This is a genomic window from Glutamicibacter sp. NPDC087661 (genome assembly GCF_044743275.1).
Classification (GTDB): domain Bacteria; phylum Actinomycetota; class Actinomycetes; order Actinomycetales; family Micrococcaceae; genus Glutamicibacter.
The window spans coordinates 346,763-362,680 of the sequence record NZ_JBIUWE010000003.1 but is presented as its reverse complement, the minus strand read 5'-3'; the positions used below and the strand labels follow the sequence as shown (position 1 = coordinate 362,680).

18 protein-coding genes are annotated in these 15,918 nt (G+C 52.0%); 8 read left to right on the top strand and 10 right to left on the bottom strand.

What is annotated here, in order from left to right; genetic code table 11:
- Together ACIOTN_RS10925 and ACIOTN_RS10920 are read left to right on the top strand one after the other, a co-directional pair.
- On the top strand, nucleotides 1-229 hold a 229-nt coding region (locus ACIOTN_RS10925), incomplete at its 5' end, for a GT-D fold domain-containing glycosyltransferase (protein WP_402735351.1).
- 220 nt (nucleotides 230-449) lie between these two features.
- Entirely contained in the window at nucleotides 450-812 is a 363-nt protein-coding gene (locus ACIOTN_RS10920; protein ID WP_332595321.1) for a hypothetical protein, read from the top strand.
- Nucleotides 813-972: 160 nt separating this feature from the next.
- On the opposite strand, the gene ACIOTN_RS10915 is transcribed toward ACIOTN_RS10920, so the two are convergent.
- The 4 genes from ACIOTN_RS10915 to ACIOTN_RS10900 all read right to left on the bottom strand — a co-directional run bounded on the left by ACIOTN_RS10915 (nucleotide 973) and on the right by ACIOTN_RS10900 (nucleotide 4,577).
- Nucleotides 973-1,323: a hypothetical protein gene (locus ACIOTN_RS10915; protein WP_402735350.1), complete on the bottom strand. Its 351-nt coding sequence runs from the start codon at nucleotides 1,321-1,323 to the stop codon at nucleotides 973-975.
- Between the two features lie 131 nt (nucleotides 1,324-1,454).
- Nucleotides 1,455-2,711 (bottom strand): DUF3238 domain-containing protein, encoded by a 1,257-nt coding sequence (locus tag ACIOTN_RS10910; RefSeq protein ID WP_402735349.1) that lies wholly within the window; start codon nucleotides 2,709-2,711, stop codon nucleotides 1,455-1,457.
- Between the two features lie 413 nt (nucleotides 2,712-3,124).
- Nucleotides 3,125-3,484 (bottom strand): hypothetical protein, encoded by a 360-nt coding sequence (locus ACIOTN_RS10905; protein WP_402735348.1) that lies wholly within the window; start codon nucleotides 3,482-3,484, stop codon nucleotides 3,125-3,127.
- Nucleotides 3,485-4,163: 679 nt separating this feature from the next.
- Nucleotides 4,164-4,577, bottom strand: a complete 414-nt coding sequence (locus tag ACIOTN_RS10900) for a hypothetical protein (protein ID WP_402735347.1) — start codon at nucleotides 4,575-4,577, stop codon at nucleotides 4,164-4,166.
- A 384-nt stretch (nucleotides 4,578-4,961) separates the two neighbouring features.
- On the opposite strand from ACIOTN_RS10900, the gene ACIOTN_RS10895 reads away from it, so the two are divergent.
- The 3 genes from ACIOTN_RS10895 to ACIOTN_RS10885 all read left to right on the top strand — a co-directional run bounded on the left by ACIOTN_RS10895 (nucleotide 4,962) and on the right by ACIOTN_RS10885 (nucleotide 6,808).
- On the top strand, nucleotides 4,962-5,330 hold the full coding sequence (locus ACIOTN_RS10895) for a hypothetical protein (RefSeq protein ID WP_402735346.1): 369 nt from the start codon (nucleotides 4,962-4,964) through the stop codon (nucleotides 5,328-5,330).
- Nucleotides 5,331-5,409: 79 nt separating this feature from the next.
- Nucleotides 5,410-6,045: a VanZ family protein gene (locus ACIOTN_RS10890; RefSeq protein WP_402735345.1), complete on the top strand. Its 636-nt coding sequence runs from the start codon at nucleotides 5,410-5,412 to the stop codon at nucleotides 6,043-6,045.
- Between the two features lie 178 nt (nucleotides 6,046-6,223).
- Nucleotides 6,224-6,808, top strand: coding sequence for a recombinase family protein (locus tag ACIOTN_RS10885; RefSeq protein WP_402697775.1), 585 nt, complete (start codon nucleotides 6,224-6,226; stop codon nucleotides 6,806-6,808).
- Nucleotides 6,809-7,802: 994 nt separating this feature from the next.
- Here ACIOTN_RS10885 and ACIOTN_RS10880 read toward each other — a convergent pair.
- The 3 genes from ACIOTN_RS10880 to ACIOTN_RS10870 all read right to left on the bottom strand — a co-directional run bounded on the left by ACIOTN_RS10880 (nucleotide 7,803) and on the right by ACIOTN_RS10870 (nucleotide 10,325).
- The gene (locus ACIOTN_RS10880) at nucleotides 7,803-8,324 is read right to left on the bottom strand and encodes a hypothetical protein (RefSeq protein WP_133833160.1); all 522 of its coding nucleotides are present in this window, start codon (nucleotides 8,322-8,324) and stop codon (nucleotides 7,803-7,805) included.
- Between the two features lie 318 nt (nucleotides 8,325-8,642).
- Nucleotides 8,643-9,203 (bottom strand): hypothetical protein, encoded by a 561-nt coding sequence (locus ACIOTN_RS10875; protein ID WP_402735344.1) that lies wholly within the window; start codon nucleotides 9,201-9,203, stop codon nucleotides 8,643-8,645.
- 57 nt (nucleotides 9,204-9,260) lie between these two features.
- Complete coding sequence (locus ACIOTN_RS10870; protein ID WP_402735343.1) at nucleotides 9,261-10,325, bottom strand: hypothetical protein; 1,065 nt, start codon at nucleotides 10,323-10,325, stop codon at nucleotides 9,261-9,263.
- A gap of 622 nt (nucleotides 10,326-10,947) precedes the next feature.
- Between ACIOTN_RS10870 and ACIOTN_RS10865 the strand changes: the two genes are divergently transcribed.
- Entirely contained in the window at nucleotides 10,948-12,048 is a 1,101-nt protein-coding gene (locus tag ACIOTN_RS10865; RefSeq protein WP_402473991.1) for an SHOCT domain-containing protein, read from the top strand.
- A gap of 302 nt (nucleotides 12,049-12,350) precedes the next feature.
- Here ACIOTN_RS10865 and ACIOTN_RS10860 read toward each other — a convergent pair whose 3' ends face one another.
- Nucleotides 12,351-12,965, bottom strand: a complete 615-nt coding sequence (locus ACIOTN_RS10860; RefSeq protein WP_402473993.1) for a recombinase family protein — start codon at nucleotides 12,963-12,965, stop codon at nucleotides 12,351-12,353.
- A gap of 263 nt (nucleotides 12,966-13,228) precedes the next feature.
- Here ACIOTN_RS10860 and ACIOTN_RS10855 point away from each other — a divergent pair, with 263 nt between their 5' ends.
- Nucleotides 13,229-13,600, top strand: coding sequence for a hypothetical protein (locus tag ACIOTN_RS10855; protein WP_133833167.1), 372 nt, complete (start codon nucleotides 13,229-13,231; stop codon nucleotides 13,598-13,600).
- Nucleotides 13,601-13,990: 390 nt separating this feature from the next.
- Nucleotides 13,991-14,638, top strand: coding sequence for a hypothetical protein (locus ACIOTN_RS10850; protein WP_096257432.1), 648 nt, complete (start codon nucleotides 13,991-13,993; stop codon nucleotides 14,636-14,638).
- A gap of 61 nt (nucleotides 14,639-14,699) precedes the next feature.
- Here the strand turns inward: ACIOTN_RS10850 and ACIOTN_RS10845 are convergent, their stop codons facing one another.
- On the bottom strand, nucleotides 14,700-15,002 hold the full coding sequence (locus ACIOTN_RS10845) for a hypothetical protein (RefSeq protein WP_013350251.1): 303 nt from the start codon (nucleotides 15,000-15,002) through the stop codon (nucleotides 14,700-14,702).
- Nucleotides 15,003-15,428: 426 nt separating this feature from the next.
- Nucleotides 15,429-15,671: a hypothetical protein gene (locus tag ACIOTN_RS10840; protein ID WP_402735342.1), complete on the bottom strand. Its 243-nt coding sequence runs from the start codon at nucleotides 15,669-15,671 to the stop codon at nucleotides 15,429-15,431.
- Nucleotides 15,672-15,918 lie beyond the last annotated feature (247 nt).

The window sequence follows — 15,918 nt, the reverse complement described above, 5'->3', positions numbered from 1 at the left end:
CAAAGACGCATTTACCGACCTGGAACGAGTTGTCTCCGAGACCCTGGAAAAGAATCCGGACCTTGCCATTATTTCCCTGGGCCCGGCCGGAACCGTCTTGGCCAAAAAACTCTCCGAACGCGGGATCCGAGCTCTTGATATTGGCCATTTGAGCAGCAGTTACCTCAACGTGGTGCAAGGCCAAGCACGTCCGGAACATACTCCCGCAACGCGGCAACTACGCAAATAGCCCGCACCTTTGCCCCAAATGCCGCCTCCGTGAAGCAGCGCGTTCCCCCTTGCACTTACTGGAACGCCATCCAATTCCGCGCATAAATCGAGCTGACTTGAGGACCATGGACCTCACTCGCGCTCTCTTACCGAAGCCTGCAGTCAAATGGGAGCCTGGAACGGCGAACCAACCTCTAAATGGTATGTTTTCAACAAATCATCTGAAATGAGAAAACACCATGAACAAAGCAGTACAAGCCGCTGAATATGCTCTTTGGTGGTCATTGTTGACCACCAGCCTCATGGCACTATGGTGCTTGGGCCGCAATACCTTCAAGCACGTCATGCCTTCTGAGAACGTTCTTACTGGCTCCGCCAAGGCCCTGGTGGCCAGCTTGCCCGCTGCCGTCGTGGCTTTAGCCATCATCAGCACCCCGTCCATCCTCGTTTCTGCGATGTACCCACACGCACCGACGAATGCCTGGCTGTGGCTCTGGACTGCGCCCGCTGGCCTCGGAGCGCTATTTATCGGCTTCCTGGCCTTGGGCTTGCTGGTGAAGCTCGCACGCCGGTTGGAACCGATGCCATCACCTTCAACATAGCAAGCAGCGCGAACAGGGACCGCGCCGGGTAGGCGCGGTCCCTGTCTAGTGCCAGTTACTTAGAACCGGGTCGCTACGTCAACGATGCAATCATTTCCAAGGGCGTCAATAAAGCTGTAGTTCAGGGGCTGCCTGGTTCAACTCACCCTTAGCGAAAGATCTACCTTTTCGTGCTGCGGGTCCGAATACGTCGATGCAATAGGTATTCAAAAAATCCCGAGGAAACAGCAAAGGTCGCTACGACGATCAATCCCAGAATCGGTGACAGCATAACGCCTGATGCGTAGTCTCCCCGAGCAACATCACTTTGTCCTGCTGTCGAACTCCAGATGGGAAGACTGGCAATTACGCCAAACAGTGTTGCACCGAGGAAGACGCCGATCAGATCACGCACCACGGAACGAGTCTTCTTGATCAAGGTCGGTACGGTGGCAAAGATCAAAATGGCGGTAAAAGGAACAAGAATGCCAGCCCACAACGTCGTGTACCCTAGCGGCGTAGCTTCAGACATGTATGAGATCAGATCAACAGTGAATGCAATGAGAATAAATATCGGCAGCGATAGCATCTGTGAGCTAAGACGTTCTTTAACGCAATTTTCCAACTCGTAAGACCTTTCAAAATATTATTTTTAGCTGTAGTTCAATTGATCTTCAATTTCACAGTTCGGCCGTATGCATTATTTCCGCAAGGGACAGCTAAGCAAGCGAAAGATTTCCGCTTGAGCCTATGGATGTTGGTCCAGTTCCCACGGAGGTTGGTGCGTGCATACATTTCATGGTTCGGGACCTGAACTCGGTTGAAACTAACTTTCATCGTTCCGGACCGGTACATTTTCACAGCGCCCGTGTAGCGGATCGCTCCCGCCCCGGGGCATAAAGGGTTAGAAACTTGATGACGCATCCTCCAGTAGACGTAACTGGATGATCGCTGCATCTGTTCAGTCTTGATACCCCGTGCGCTTGCCTGCTTCTTTTTCTTAAGGTTTCCTGATTTGTCGTAACCCTTGGAAATAGAAACCTGCGCAACCTTATAGACCTTGCCACGAGACCAGTCGACTTTGATGCCAGCTACGGTTTTATAGGATTCGTAGGCTGCTCCGTTCTTCAGATTCTTCCATGACCTGTTGTTGCCGTTGTGCTTCGTAACGTTCCAGCTATTTGAAGTGACCTTGCATGCCGCAGGGACATCTACATACTTCTCAGGAATAAACGTCGTGTAGTAGAACTCGGTCCATTGATTCTTTTTCGCAGCCGCGGGAGTGGCAATAGGAATCGTCAGTTGGGTCGTTTCGTCTCCCTGTTCGGTCTCCACACCAAACATTGCAGCCGCTTCAGCGCGAGGAAGCGTGATGGAGCCGTTACTATTTTCAGTTTTGTTCGCTGGCATAGCCACCACGATGCCAGAGGAATCGTAAGAAATTACATCTTTTACTGCGGTTCCGGCTGGAGCTGCAATGGTCACAGTTGTGGCCGTACTAGCGATAGCAAGCACCGGTTTGAAGTCAGCCGCGGAGACAACTTTCGAGGTCGCCTCCACCTCATAGCCATCTGACTCGCCGGAAACTGGGACCTCGTCAATGGGGTCAGCGGGGCTTCCAAGGGTCTCCGGATCTGCCAATGGTGCGGTCTGTGTTTCAGACAGCACTTGAACTTCTACTTTTTTGCCATTCTTCGTCAAGCCTTCATAGAAGTCTTCCCCTGAACCGTCTCCATCGATCTTTTTTAAAGCAATATTTTGACCAGCTGGATCTTTCAGACTGATGCTTGATTTAGCAACGGTCATTGCGCCGAGATCCGAAAAATTAAACGGAAGAGGAGCAGGAGTCCCCACTCCTATCCCTGGTATCGCACTGTTCAGAGCATTCTGATCTGAGTCGGTAGCAGTTGATGGTGCCACTAGCCGCTCCGCCCCGAATGCCGGTCCTGCGATTGCCCCTAGCATTAGAGACATCGTCACACCCCAGACAACTGTTTTCGTTCGATGCACAGAGCTGTTCATAGGCCCTCCCCTTTTTGGCTTGACCTTATATCAAGAAGCATGAATTACTGCTTTATGACTTTGAAGGAAACAGCCGCCTAGCAGGTATCCAGTAGATGAGCTTCTTCATAAATTCAATGATTCCAGAGAGCTCGAAACTTGAAATCTTAATTGAAGTACATTCAATGGACTTGGATTATCTAGAAACAGAATGATAATGAAGGTTCTGCCTACACCTATGAACATCTGAAGCTACCAGTAAGACGATAAATATTTTGGGGCAGTACCTAACAGGCACTGCCCCAAAAATTTTTTGCAAATCGTTTCTGTTCTCACCGATCCAGGCCCGCTCGTTGGACTTGGGTGCCATGACCGCGGGCCCTACGGGCCTTAGGGGTCTTGGCCTTCCCGGCGCCCTTGACGGCCTCGGTGGCAGGCTTGCCCTGACTGACGTCTGCCCGCATGCGCGTGGCCACCACCTCGCGGTCAATACCCTGAACTTCGAAGCTCTGGGCAGTGCCTGCACTGCGCTCGGCGCTGTCGTAAACGGTGCGCCCGTCCTCTCGGGCACGGTCCGCCTGTGCTTCGCGCTGCTCAGCTTCGGCAACGGCACGCACGCGCCCCTCGGGGACCGGCTCATGTTCGGCAGCAGCCCGGGATTCCTCGGCCCGACGCTCGTCCTGTTCTGCCATTGCCATCAGCCGTTAAGCTCGCCAGAGTCTCACAGATGTGCGCAATCAGACGGCCCGAGAACTTGTCGAGCTTCAAGCCTAAATTGCAAAGCGAGTTGGTGATGCTGAGCGCGAGGACGTCAAAGCTTTCAACGCTGCAAGAACGGCCGGTTGGTCAGTCGAGGAGTCGCGAAAAATCGACTACGCCGAGCCGGACAAAAAAGTTCGCGCCCGTCGCCGCTCCACACGTAAAACTGGGCCGAAGCCTGCCGCGCAGACCGATTCAGGTTCCAATGAAAAAGACGCCCCACAGGGCGTCGAAGAATCGTCGTCGGGTTCGTAATCTAGCCCCCTGACCACCTGTGGACGGCGGGACCCTGGCTGACCGCCCGCACCTCACCTTGCATCGATACGTTGCAGTGAGAATATCACGGCCCGTGCACGGCCTCGGTGGTGGCGGTTCCCCTCGTTATCGGAATCAGTTGAACCGCCATTATTAGCTGGGAGAAAACCGTCAAATCAAGCTAACAGTCACAAAAAACGATCGTTTGCGGTATACCGCAAGAGGAACCCTCTGCGGGACATTAAATAATGCCAAATATTGATCTGTCATTCTCTTGAAAAGTTTAAGACGATCGCTAAGGCGTCTTCGTTAGTAGAGCAACCTAGATTGTAGCCTCGTGATGGCGTATTCCCACGATCACTCGTCGGTAGCGTCTGCGTCGAGCCAGGATGCAAAAGGTACCGAACCGAGCTGTTCGACGGCGGGAAGCAGCCTATCTGGAGCGTCGAAGGTCATGTAGTCCACCGAGTGAAGGACCCCGTCTGGCGCCCAGAGATCCAGATGCCCCAGGAGAACTTCATCTTCGTAAACCTCGAGGCTCGCAAATGGCCCACCTGGATGCGGGGGAATCTTCTCCAGATTCAGACCTTCGGAAATTTCAATAAGGAAATCCTCGCAATCATCGAACTGGAGTCCGCCCCAATGCGCATGAACCGCCTGTTGGCGTGCTTGTTTTGCTCCAGTCCAGTCTCCTGAGCACAAGCGCTGCAGCAAGATGCGCTCGTGCGGACTAAGTGGGCTACCTGGTATCCGTCGCGTGTAGTGGTCCATTGGATCAGTATCCCAGCCTTGCCATCGGCTCGCCCCATGAGTTTCGAGTTGCATGAAGTAACGGGAGCTTTCGTCGTCCTAAACGAGGTCGCGCACTACTTTATTTGCGACTGAGCAAATGACGACCATTCCGCAAGACGGTCCGTCTATGGACTAATTGCGCGTCCGCAAGGGGAACCTTCACCGGACATTTCGTTGGCCGGCCATCCGCACCGAGAACGGGATTCGGAGGATCTTCTTCTAAGACGGTCCTCCGGGATGGGTAGACTCTCCTTCAACTGATCCAGGACGGCTCGGTGCAGGCTGCGGTGATCGAAATGACCAGGCAAAGGGGAACGCGAATGAGAAGGGTCCTTCCATTTAGCCGCGAGTCGATGAGGCTCCATGGCTGATCCGCTGAACGACATCGAACTTGAGATCATCGAAAACGGTGAAGACGACTGGGTCCTTTTCCTCCACATCATGGGGATCATCAACGAAGCCAAGGGAAGCGTCCTGACGGAGGACGAGGCCATTGCAGAGGCCACAGGATCTGCCTTGGCCCTGTGCGCCAAGGGGTATGCCCAGCTCGGGAGATACACCGGACCTACAAGTTTTGTGCCGTGGCCCGAGACCGGTGATGCGCTCTGCACTCGGTTGGAGCACGAGCTGAAGAATCCGCCTCCCGGGGAAGGCCACGAGTTCAATCTGATGTACATCATGCTCGATATCCTGCCTGAAGGGCAGAAAGCCAGAGACGAGCAGTCCCGGTAACCGAACGCTGACTGGGGCAGTAAATGCGAAACAGCAAATGGACATGTCACATCCAAGATCGGTACCGTTTTAGTATTGCGTGCTTCAGCCGCGCGAAGCGCTGATCGAGATGGCGATGGCGATGCCGTTGACTCTTGATGAGCACTCATTTCGGACACGAAAGCACGATGTGTACTTAGGACTTCTCAGTTACCTTATTCCGTTCTTCCTAATTGGCGTTGCGCTGATCGCGGGAGTTCTCGCGATCACCAACTGGAAACGGGTCAAGGCAGGACAAACGCAGCTCTCAAAATTGTTCCTACTCTGGATCTTCCTCGGATGGATCCTTGGCACAGGTTTGAATACTCTAATGCCCGCAGCATTTGGTGGTGAACCTAAAAGCACTCTTTCACTAGTGCCTTTCCAAGAACTTATATTGAATGGGCCTGGAATTGGCTATTCGGTTATCAAAGAAGGGCTTGCCAACATCTTGTTGTTTGCGGTCGGCGGAGCACTCTACATGCTCGCGCTGAAGCCAAGTGTGGGACGTGTAGTTCTCCATCTTGGCTTATTTGCGGTAGTCGTTGAAACAGGGCAGTTTGCCCTGGGCATTGACAGAATTAGTAGCGTTGACGACGTCATTTGGGCGGTCCTGGGCGCAGCGATTGGCGCATTGACTCTGCGAGGTCGGACCAAGCGGAAAATGCGGAACAGAGCACCTCAAGTAGCGAGCTGAAATTCATCATTTTTTGATGGGCATCATTCACAGTCCCGTAAGCCGGTCGTTCACCGGTACAACTACAGACGACTTCGGACACTAATAAATTTGGCGAGTTTCAGCGATTGCTAGATTCCCGTATACCCCGCCCGATAAAATGCCCGGTGAAGGGGCGCTAAACGGTACACTCCAAATCATGACCGGACTCCTGATCGGATACGCGCGCGTATCCACTAACGACCAAGACCTCACAGCTCAAAAGAACGCGCTCATGGCCTCGGGCGTGCCTCCTGAGAAGATATTCACCGACCAAGGCCTCACCGGCACCAATAGAGCACGGCCAGGACTCAGCGAAGCATTGGCCGCCTGCCGCAATGGGGATACGCTGGTGGTCACTAAACTAGACCGGCTGGCACGCTCATTACGCGACGCAAAAGACATCGTTGACGAACTCACCCGCCGTGAGGTGAAGCTCAGCATCGGCGGATCTATCCATGACCCCACCGACCCTGTAGGCAAGTTACTCTTCAATGTCTTAGCCATGGTTGCCGAATTTGAGGCAGATCTAATCAGGGCGCGTACCCGCGAGGGCATGGCCGTTGCCAAAGCAAAGGGCAAACTGCGCGGCAAACAGCCCAAACTCTCCAAGAAACAAGAAACCCACTTAGTCGCGCTTCACCACGCGGGGACCCATACGACGGCAGAACTTGCCGAACTCTTCTCAGTGGCTAGATCCACTGTTTACCGCGCTATTAAACGCGCGGGTGAAACAGCCAGTTAGGGCCGCACATTCCCTCTGTGCAGGATAGTGCAGAGGACTATTGATCAAAAACCGACTCCGTGCAGTCGACTTCTGAAATTTTTATGTCCATAGTCGACTGCACAAGCCCGGAATTTCAACGGCTCATGTGCAGCCAACTTCGGAATCTGACAGTCATAGTCAGAGTGGGTGTTCGCATAAAAACACCCCCTAAAGAACTGTCCAAAACGCCATGCCGGACAGACCCCTACGGGACGGTGTGACTGTTGCAGGTGCGAAAGAAAAAGCTTGTAGGTTCGAATAAAGCGCGGGGCGCGCTTCAGCGATTAACATGATTCGGACTGTGCCATACTGGCGAAATGGACACGCCACGCATCCCCGTATCATCGATCATGGCGCGATGGAACTCCGCTGATCAAGCCGTGGACCTTGTCATCGACGGGACCGCGGTCATCGATATAGTCGATATTCAACGACATTGGGGGGTTTCTCCGTTTGCACGCCGTTTCTCGCGCGCAGCAGTACACCAATGGTTGACTGATTATCGCGGGGCGTACGGCGACCGCGATGAGAGGCTTTCGGGAGAAGAACTAGAAATCACAGTCTGCAGGGCGTGCGGCGATATGGATTGCGGCAATCTTGCGGTCGAGGTCGAGATGACAGCCGACACAGTCACCTGGAGACGACCTCACTGGGCCGGAGATGACGATGAAAACGACGACGAGCCCGATGCTAACGATCCAGAATCACTCTTCCCTCAGCTATTGGTATTCAACCGTGTCCAGTACGATACCGCGCTAATAGACGCGGAAAGGTTCATCGCGCGATCCAGGTGGCGTCGGCAGGAACCTGAGGCCGCAATATGGCTTGATCGACTACGCAACCGGTTCATGAGACTGTGGAATAAATAGGTACGTGCGCGCTGGTGGTAGAGGCCTGCTAACGCGATCCCAGTTAGGGTTCAGCTGGCGGTCATCGGATCTCAGTGGAGACGGCTTTGGAAAACGACAATTGCTCAGCCGGAAGTTGCATCAGCTTCTGCAACGGCAGCCAGAGCTGTACCTTCTACGCTCAACATCACAGTGCTGTCCCGACGGTTGAAGAAGTGTGTAATGATCGTCCGGCCGTTGGCCTCCCAAATCCAGGGTGGCGTCTCTTCGTTGTCCCACGGATGTTCTGGTTTTCCAAAGAGATCGGTGAGTTGGATACGTAGTTCGTTGAATCCGTTTTGAACTGCTGGTGCACCGGATTCTTGAGTGCTGTAGAGGTGGATTGTTACACCTAGGAACTTACGGTTATACGTGTCCCATGAACCAAGCACTTGTCCGCCGACACATATATCCAGCTCATTCATCTGGTGGGGTGATTCTTCGTTCTCTAGCTCGTACCGGCCCCCTGATATGAATCCAAGACGCGCGAATAGATTTTCGCGTTCTTGATCAGACCGTGGCCAAGGCTCGTCGACCAATTTCTTGACGAGCTTCACGACGGTGCCAGGAGTGGGATTCAATTCCAACAAGAGGTCAGTCTCGGACATAGTGTGAGCTTACCTCGCAAGAATTGAGACATGGCCCTTAGAGGTTCCTCATTCGGGACACCAAAAACGGTCGTTTACGACACACTCATCTGCCCGCTTGGCTAGAAATCCTCGACAGTTGAGAACTCAGCAGATTTTCAAGGTCAGTTAGTCGCAAAACCGAGTGCCATAAACTATGCCTCGAAACAGTGACCATTCTACGAGTATTGATAATCACGCTGTCTCAAAAACTTGACGAGCGCAGTTGCTGTCTGAGCCCACCGATCACGACTCATGTAGCTTGCGCGCACCTCGGCATTGCTCGTCAACATGTCTGGATCAGCTTGTCCCCTCTTCCATGGCTTTGACGCTGACGATGCGCATTATCCCATCGCTTCCTCGCTGATACTGGACAGAGCCGATGTCCTCAGCAGCAACATTCCGACAAAGAGCGATCAAACTTTCAACGGGAAGGAAGTATAGATGCTTGTGACGTTCATTCTCTGAGACGACGAACGCACCATTAAACAGTTCAGTGTCTTCAGTTGCGCTGAGTAACCAGATGAACGAATGGATGAGTTGGTTACACAGGTGCGGGATGGTGATGTGATCCGGCACCCCATTCTTTAAGTCGTAGTGCTCCCATATCTCGTGTCGGTTCCAAATGTCGGGAACCGAGCCGACGCGCTTATGCCGAATGACTGGGACCTTGGTCTTCGCCAAATCGTCGGAAATCTTATGAGCTTCGTTGAGCCTGCGGATAGCGTAGGCACTAGTCATGAAGTCGCGTTCAACCAAAAAACTGCTGCGCTGGTTCCAACGCTGTTGCTTGGACTTCTTTTCCAGTCGGTCGGCTACGCGCCAAAGCTCCTCGCGCCACGGGATTGAGTCAGAAATCATTGTGCCTGCTCGCAGTCGGAGACCACTTTCGCGCGTTCGGGTGGCGCGGTCTCACAGTCACTCACCCGGACCGCTTACTGGTGCCAAGTCTACTGAAGTTCCATCCGCAATGCGCAGAAGGTCAGCGGCAAGCATGAAACTCCAGATCACGCATTGTTCAGCCTCAGCGGCGGTGACATCACTGTGCACGCCTTTGTTCGCCATGGAGTCGAGATTGGTAATCCGCTTCCCATAGCTCGCAAGAGTGTCTCCCATGACCTTGCCTTGTAGGCGCTTACCTAGTTTCTCCTTGGCGAATTGTACTAACCGATTGCGGTATGCTTCATCGTCCATAACGCGCTCAACTCTGTCTTCGCCCACGATCGTTTCTCCCGTTGCAGGGTAAAGCGCGTCGGCAAGGTCCTTGATCATCCGACGGGTGCTGGTGAGTGCGTGAGATAGGTCCTCGGGGGTGCCTCCCGCAAGACACACTTCCGCCGCCAAGAATTTATCGAGAGCTGCCGGGGCACGTTCAGCCAGAGAAGTCCTGACATACTCCAGTCCGCGTTCGAAGACACTGCTGGTCGGCTTGCCGGTGTGCAGATTGTTCTCAGTGAGCAACAAGTAGCTGTATATATCCTGTCGAACGTGCTCAATGATCTTCGAGTAGCTTTGAATCAGTGGGAGCAACTTGGCTTGCTGCTTGTCAGCGGCAAGAGCCGCTTCGTAAGCGTAGTAGGTGCTTCCCTTGTCAGCCACAGAGTACTCCGCGTATACACTTTTGAGCTGTGCCAAGTTGGCTTCGACCTGGGCGATGCTGATGACGTTGATGTTCTCGGTTCCAGCCATTCTGCGTCCACGCTCATAGCCGTAGTACGCAGTCATCACTTGCTTTCGAGCGTCCTCAATACCGAGGAGAGTGATGAGGTTGTTGTTAATACCGTCAATGGTTGGGTCGGTCTTTGCGGCACCGGAGGCTACATCTAGCAATTCGAGCTGGAAGCGATACTGCGCTGAGAAGTCTTGCCGCAAAGATGCGATGCGGGCTGCTTGCCTCACAATTGATGCAATTGACTGTCCGGGATTATCAAAGTTGTCGAGCGCAGTGCCCACCAGCCTGGCTACCCGATCATTTTCTTGCATTGCTTCCCCTCATCCGCCGATCTCCAAAAAACCCTACCGAATTTGGTGGAACCAACGCACCATTCACCGCAAAGCAGAAGCACCTTGTGAGAGCCCGTCGCGCGCCAACGACCTTCTACGCGCGGACGTCCCTGCCTAGAACTACTCTCTAAATACTGAGGCATTCACGAGTGTCCGCTGGAGGTTCCGCTTGCGGGCACGTGCCATCGGTGAGTCAAGTCGCTGAAAGACTTTCCCACGGATTCGAACAACAGACTCTCCTCCCTTAGCAACTTGTCGCTCGGATGGAACAAAAAGTGGCTTTGGAAGGTCTCATAACCTATGCGTTGCAAGACGTCTCACCATCTCACTCGCTCAGGTTGCAAATCTCGAATGTTCAACATCCTGAAGTTCTTCCAACCCTGTATTACAACTGGTCGTGTGAATTCGGAGTAGCAGCATTGGTTGCGAAACACTTCCGTAGCGCTTATTTAGAACGAAGCCGGTTAGACATAGCCGCCTTCGAAGCCAGCCAGAACTACCTGTTGCCCCGAAACTCTTCCACTGGTTCTAGCAGTAGGGATCTCGCCTGTATATTTCACTTGTACCTTTAGTAAGAACAGCAACAAAAACCAGGAGAAACATGCAGATTGGCCACGGCATCAAAGACAAGCATGTCGCCAAGGTGCTCGTCACGGTACACCCATACTTATCAGACGGCGAAGAAATCAGGGCCATTGTTAAAGGTGGCACAAAATTTTTCTCAGAGCTCATCGTTCTTACGAGTGTAAAGATCATCGAAATTGATGCAGCGGGAGAAGCAACCTCAAAACTGGACTACTCTGAATTTGATCCGGAAGACTTTCTGATCAAAAAGTCTGACAGCAAGTTAGTCACCAAGTTGCTTACCGGAACTGTGCTCAAATGGTCATTCAATGCCTTCAAAGGGTCCACCGAAGATAGAGACCTATTCCTGAGTATTGTTGATCCCATGGTCCAAGCGCAGGACAACGCTTTTAGGCAGACAAATATCGTGCCTGGTGACCCATATCTGCACGCACCCGATTCACCTAAAGTAGGTACCCCGGTAGTGTCAGGGGCCCAATATTTGACCGCCCGGGATCAAACGGATGATCTATGGGAAGGCATTCTTCTGCCGCTCGGGAAACCTCGAAAGAAGGCTACCAACGCAATACTGAGGATGGGGCACAACGGGGAGCGTCCTTGGATGGTTCTTGTATCGTTTGCTGCCGGATTGATTGCTGCCTTTGACGATAGGTTGGTGGTCATCAAGACTGGTGCCTGGAATAGTTTTGGTGCAGGTTCTTTTGGTGGTGAGCGTTCTGCAACCATCTATTACTCTGACATCACCGGTATTGAGTACAACTCGGGTTTGATGATGGGCGTACTGGAAATCCTGACACCAAGCTATTCAGGAAGCGCAAATAAAGACTATTGGAAGGGGTCTACTAGCTCCTTCAACGCCGACGCTAACAACCCTTTCACGTTGAGTAACACCCTGCCCTTGGATAAATCGGAGTACAACAAAGCGTTGCCCGAAATCAATGAGCTACGTCGGCGCATCACAGAATCCAAGAAAGTCATTGTTCAAATGCCCGCACCCGTGCCGGTAACCCAAGAACCTTCATTGGGAACAAGGTTGCGCGAGCTCAAAGACTTGCATGCCGAAGGTATCCTGACTGATCAAGAATTTAGTGCAGCCAAAGCAAAGCTCCTCGGTTAAACAAAAGCATCAGAGCGAAAAACCCATAGTTGCTGACCCTGATTTATTGTTTTAGGTAGATACATTCGGTCCAACACGTCTTTGCGCTTCTGCTCGAACTCAACCGCGATGTTCCTACCACGAGTACGAAGCTTTTCAAGCTCTCTACCAATTTTCGGTAAGCGACTTGATAGCCGGCGTTGGAGTTTGAGCAGAAAATCAAAGCTCGGAAGATGACTAATTCTGAGCGCGAAGAAGTAAGCACTCAAGATCTTAGATGACGGAAAATATGTCCGCTATTTGCGGGCATCCCCCTATACGTTCTAATTCGGATTCATTAGCTTCTGCCCGTCAGCTCTCAACTCGCCAGAAGGGGAAACATGACGGTAAAGAGTTTGCCGAGTGATTCCCAGTTCTTCACAGAGCACCCCTACCTTCGTTTCCTTGTGCCCCATAGCAGCCATGGCCAGGCGGAGCTTGGCAGGAGTCATCTTGTACGGCCGGCCACCTTTATGACCCCGCGCGCGAGCCGAATCCAAACCGGCCTTCGTGCGTTCCGAGATGAGTTCACGTTCAAACTCGGCCAAGGCGGCGAAGATCCCGAAGACCAGTTTTCCCGAAGCGGTCGTGGTATCAATCGCAGCGCCTTCACCAGTGAGCACTTTGAAGCCTATCCCCCGCTCGGTGAGATCATGGACCGTGTTCACCAGATGCCGCAGGTCTCGTCCCAGACGATCGAGCTTCCACACCAACAACGTGTCCCCGGCGCGCATACCTTTTAAACAGGCAGCGAGTTGAGGACGATCATCTTTACGCCCTGATGCCTGATCCTCATAAAGGTTCCGTTCTTCAACCCCGGAATTCAAAAGGGCATCACGTTGCAGATCCGTGTTTTGCGATCCGTCCGTCTTCGACACTCGCATGTAGCCGATCAGCATGGTAAGACCCCTTTGTCATTTATACGTTCGTTTAAGTGACACATTGAAACCCTCGTGCCACTAGATCTCAATCTGTAATTTAACCAGTTACTTATTCTAAGTGTTGCAATCGATATTGAAAATCAATAAGTGACAGTGTCCCGAGGTGTGTCAAAACGCGGATCATCATATTAACTAATTTTAGAATATGATGACGATCAGAAAGCAGATTATTCACGACTCTATGATATTCTATGAGAAAAGAGTTTGAAAGGAATTGCATCATGGCTGAGTTTGAATCTATTGAAGATCTCCGAAATCACTTGCTTGAAGAACAGATTATGGTTGTTTCACTTCAAGAGTTACGTGAAGCACTTGATTATAAGAAACTAGGTCCACGTGTTCTCGTTGAAGTCGCGCAGAAGCTATCAGGTCAAGGTCTTGGATACTTTCCTCGAGACACGATCGACAACAACGTAGAGCCACGGGCTTGGGAAGAGGTGCGGGTATACCTGAAAGACTCGGCTCTGGGTAAGGTTGTACAGTCGGTCCTCGACCCGACGGAAAGTGGAGACACCTACCTACTGGAGCTCGCGGATGGGGATAACTCTGCTGCTGAAATGCTTGATGCAATTAGAAAAGTGCTCGGGGAGTAGCGCTCGCTCTGAAACGAGCAACGCTCGAAATATGAAAGGCCTCGCAGCCTGGTAGCAACCGCGTCTGACTGCTTCCCCGAGACCTCCAGATTGTCATCAGGAGGTCTCTGACCGCTCCCGAAAACGCCCAAGGTTCGATTTCGGGACATTGGGTTTCGGAACCCAGTTTCGGGAAAAGTTATTCATCAGAAACCGCCACCCAAGCATCTAGCTCGGAGGGCGGTTTTAATTTCCCATAAATGATCGTTTTTGAATCATCTACACTACTCAAAGCATCGACTGTTCAAAATTTTTTAATTGCGCTCAATACCTCGTCAAATACGGATTAAATGTTGAAGCTCAGTATAAGCTGATCAATATGATTGACTAAGGCAACTAACAGATCGATGGGTGAAACTTTTGAAAAAAATCACTTCAATTGCTCTCGGCGCTCTTCTGCTAGGTAGCTCGTTGCTGAGCGCGCCAGCTAATGCAGCCCAGATGGAGCCAGAAAATTTCGTAGAAACACAGGCAGTCCCAGCCTATGCTGTCGGGGAAAGTGGAGAACGGTTCTACTTTGACAACATTGAACAGAAGTTAGGGGTCGCGCAACCCGCAGCATACTGGTCACCCTGTGGCGTTTTCGATAAGAACGAAAAGCTCGTCAGAACTTTCAGTAGGCAAACGGTTAAAGGAGTCTCGGGACGTACAGCCTATCTACGTTGTGGCACAAACAAAGTCGTCAAAGGTAAAAATATCGGTTGGGGCTATCGGCATATCAAAGCTGGCCACATGAACGACTGGAACAACCAGGCGGAATCCTTAGGTGCGAACTGGAGGGACTTCGCGGATTGGGCAACAAACGAAGCCTTAAAATGGTCATGCCTAAAGAAATACCAAAGCGGCAATAAAACTATTCGGTACGGTGGGGTTTATGAACTTCGAGATTCCCGTGGGCGGATCATAAAAAAAGTCGGCGTCACGGCATCAGTTTCAGCCACAAATTCCCGTCTCATCACATCTCATCCCGACAGTGTGAACCGAGCTTGCGGTAAATAATCAAGCTTCGCTGGTAAGTTCTAACAAGAAGGGCTATGGCGCATGTGCGCCATAGCCCTTCTCAGTCTTCTGCTTCTATTCTCATACTTGCCCCGTACATGGTTCCCCGTGAACCAGTGAAAGTATGAAGAGCTGCTATCAACTCCGAGAACGCATACTGTTCGCCGCCGGTAAAGCCTCGCGGCATTCTAATCCCGTTCAAACCGGCAAGTTCATTTTCCGTAACCCTCCATTTGACGACCGCCGTGCCATTATCGTCAAAATTGGGATATTCGATATAGATTCCCCACGGAGTTAGGCGAGCTTCATACCCACGTTCGTTCACTAGGTAATCAACATACCTTTGACGCTTAAATGTCTCCATAGAATAATCCTAAGTCCTCCAAGCAAACAATCTAGTTACGGTAGCGAAGATCTCTGATAATGAATTCCGACAGGTTACGATTGCGATGGACCCAAGGATCTTTTTTCGCCACGAACTGTCATTGTTAGAGCTTTCTCACAGTTAGCATCATACGAACCCCAGCAGCGCCAAGGGTTAACTCTGATACCTCCACGTGGTCTTACTCCTTTAAGATGATGTGCCCATGATAGGTGTTCCTCGTGGCCTGGCAAGTGATATTCGCTTATCAGAGGCCATGCACGGGCCACGATCCGCCGTCGAAGGAGAACTCAGGTACCGCAGCTTGTGGCTTGTGTGCGGGAGGTCGTTTGGTTCCTGCTGTCCACGTGGGTGCAGGAAAAGCAGCGCAGCGATTGGGCTTTTGCTGTGCACAGGTGGGCAGGAGGCTTAACCGCGATGCCCTGGTTTCGTCGCGGTTGATTCGGCTTCGGGTAGGGTTTCCATCCAGCAGGTCGCGTTGATCGCGACCTGTAGCGTTGCCAGGGCTTGGGCGACGGCTTGTTTCGTGTCGGGATAGTCCTTGTTCCACGAGTCGGTGCTCATGGTGATGCGTCCGGTAGCGGCGAGGTCTTCCAGCTCGTTGGCCAGGGCTTTGAGGTCATCGTAAATTTCTGAGGCGTTGCGAGTCACGGTGAATCCCTCCTTAGCGTGCGTGAATATGCCAATACTGTCGTGCATATGAATAAATGAGTAAAGACGTATTCATGCAAATGAGCAAGTGAACATTTGAGCAACGAATGTGCGTAAGTCACGGAGAATACTAACGAATAGTGGTGCGCGCGGACGGGGTGACTACTCCCCTATCCGAATCCTCGATGCCTAGCAGGTTGAATCCACCTATGGAAAATTTTCTCATATACACATTTGCAGCTTTGAG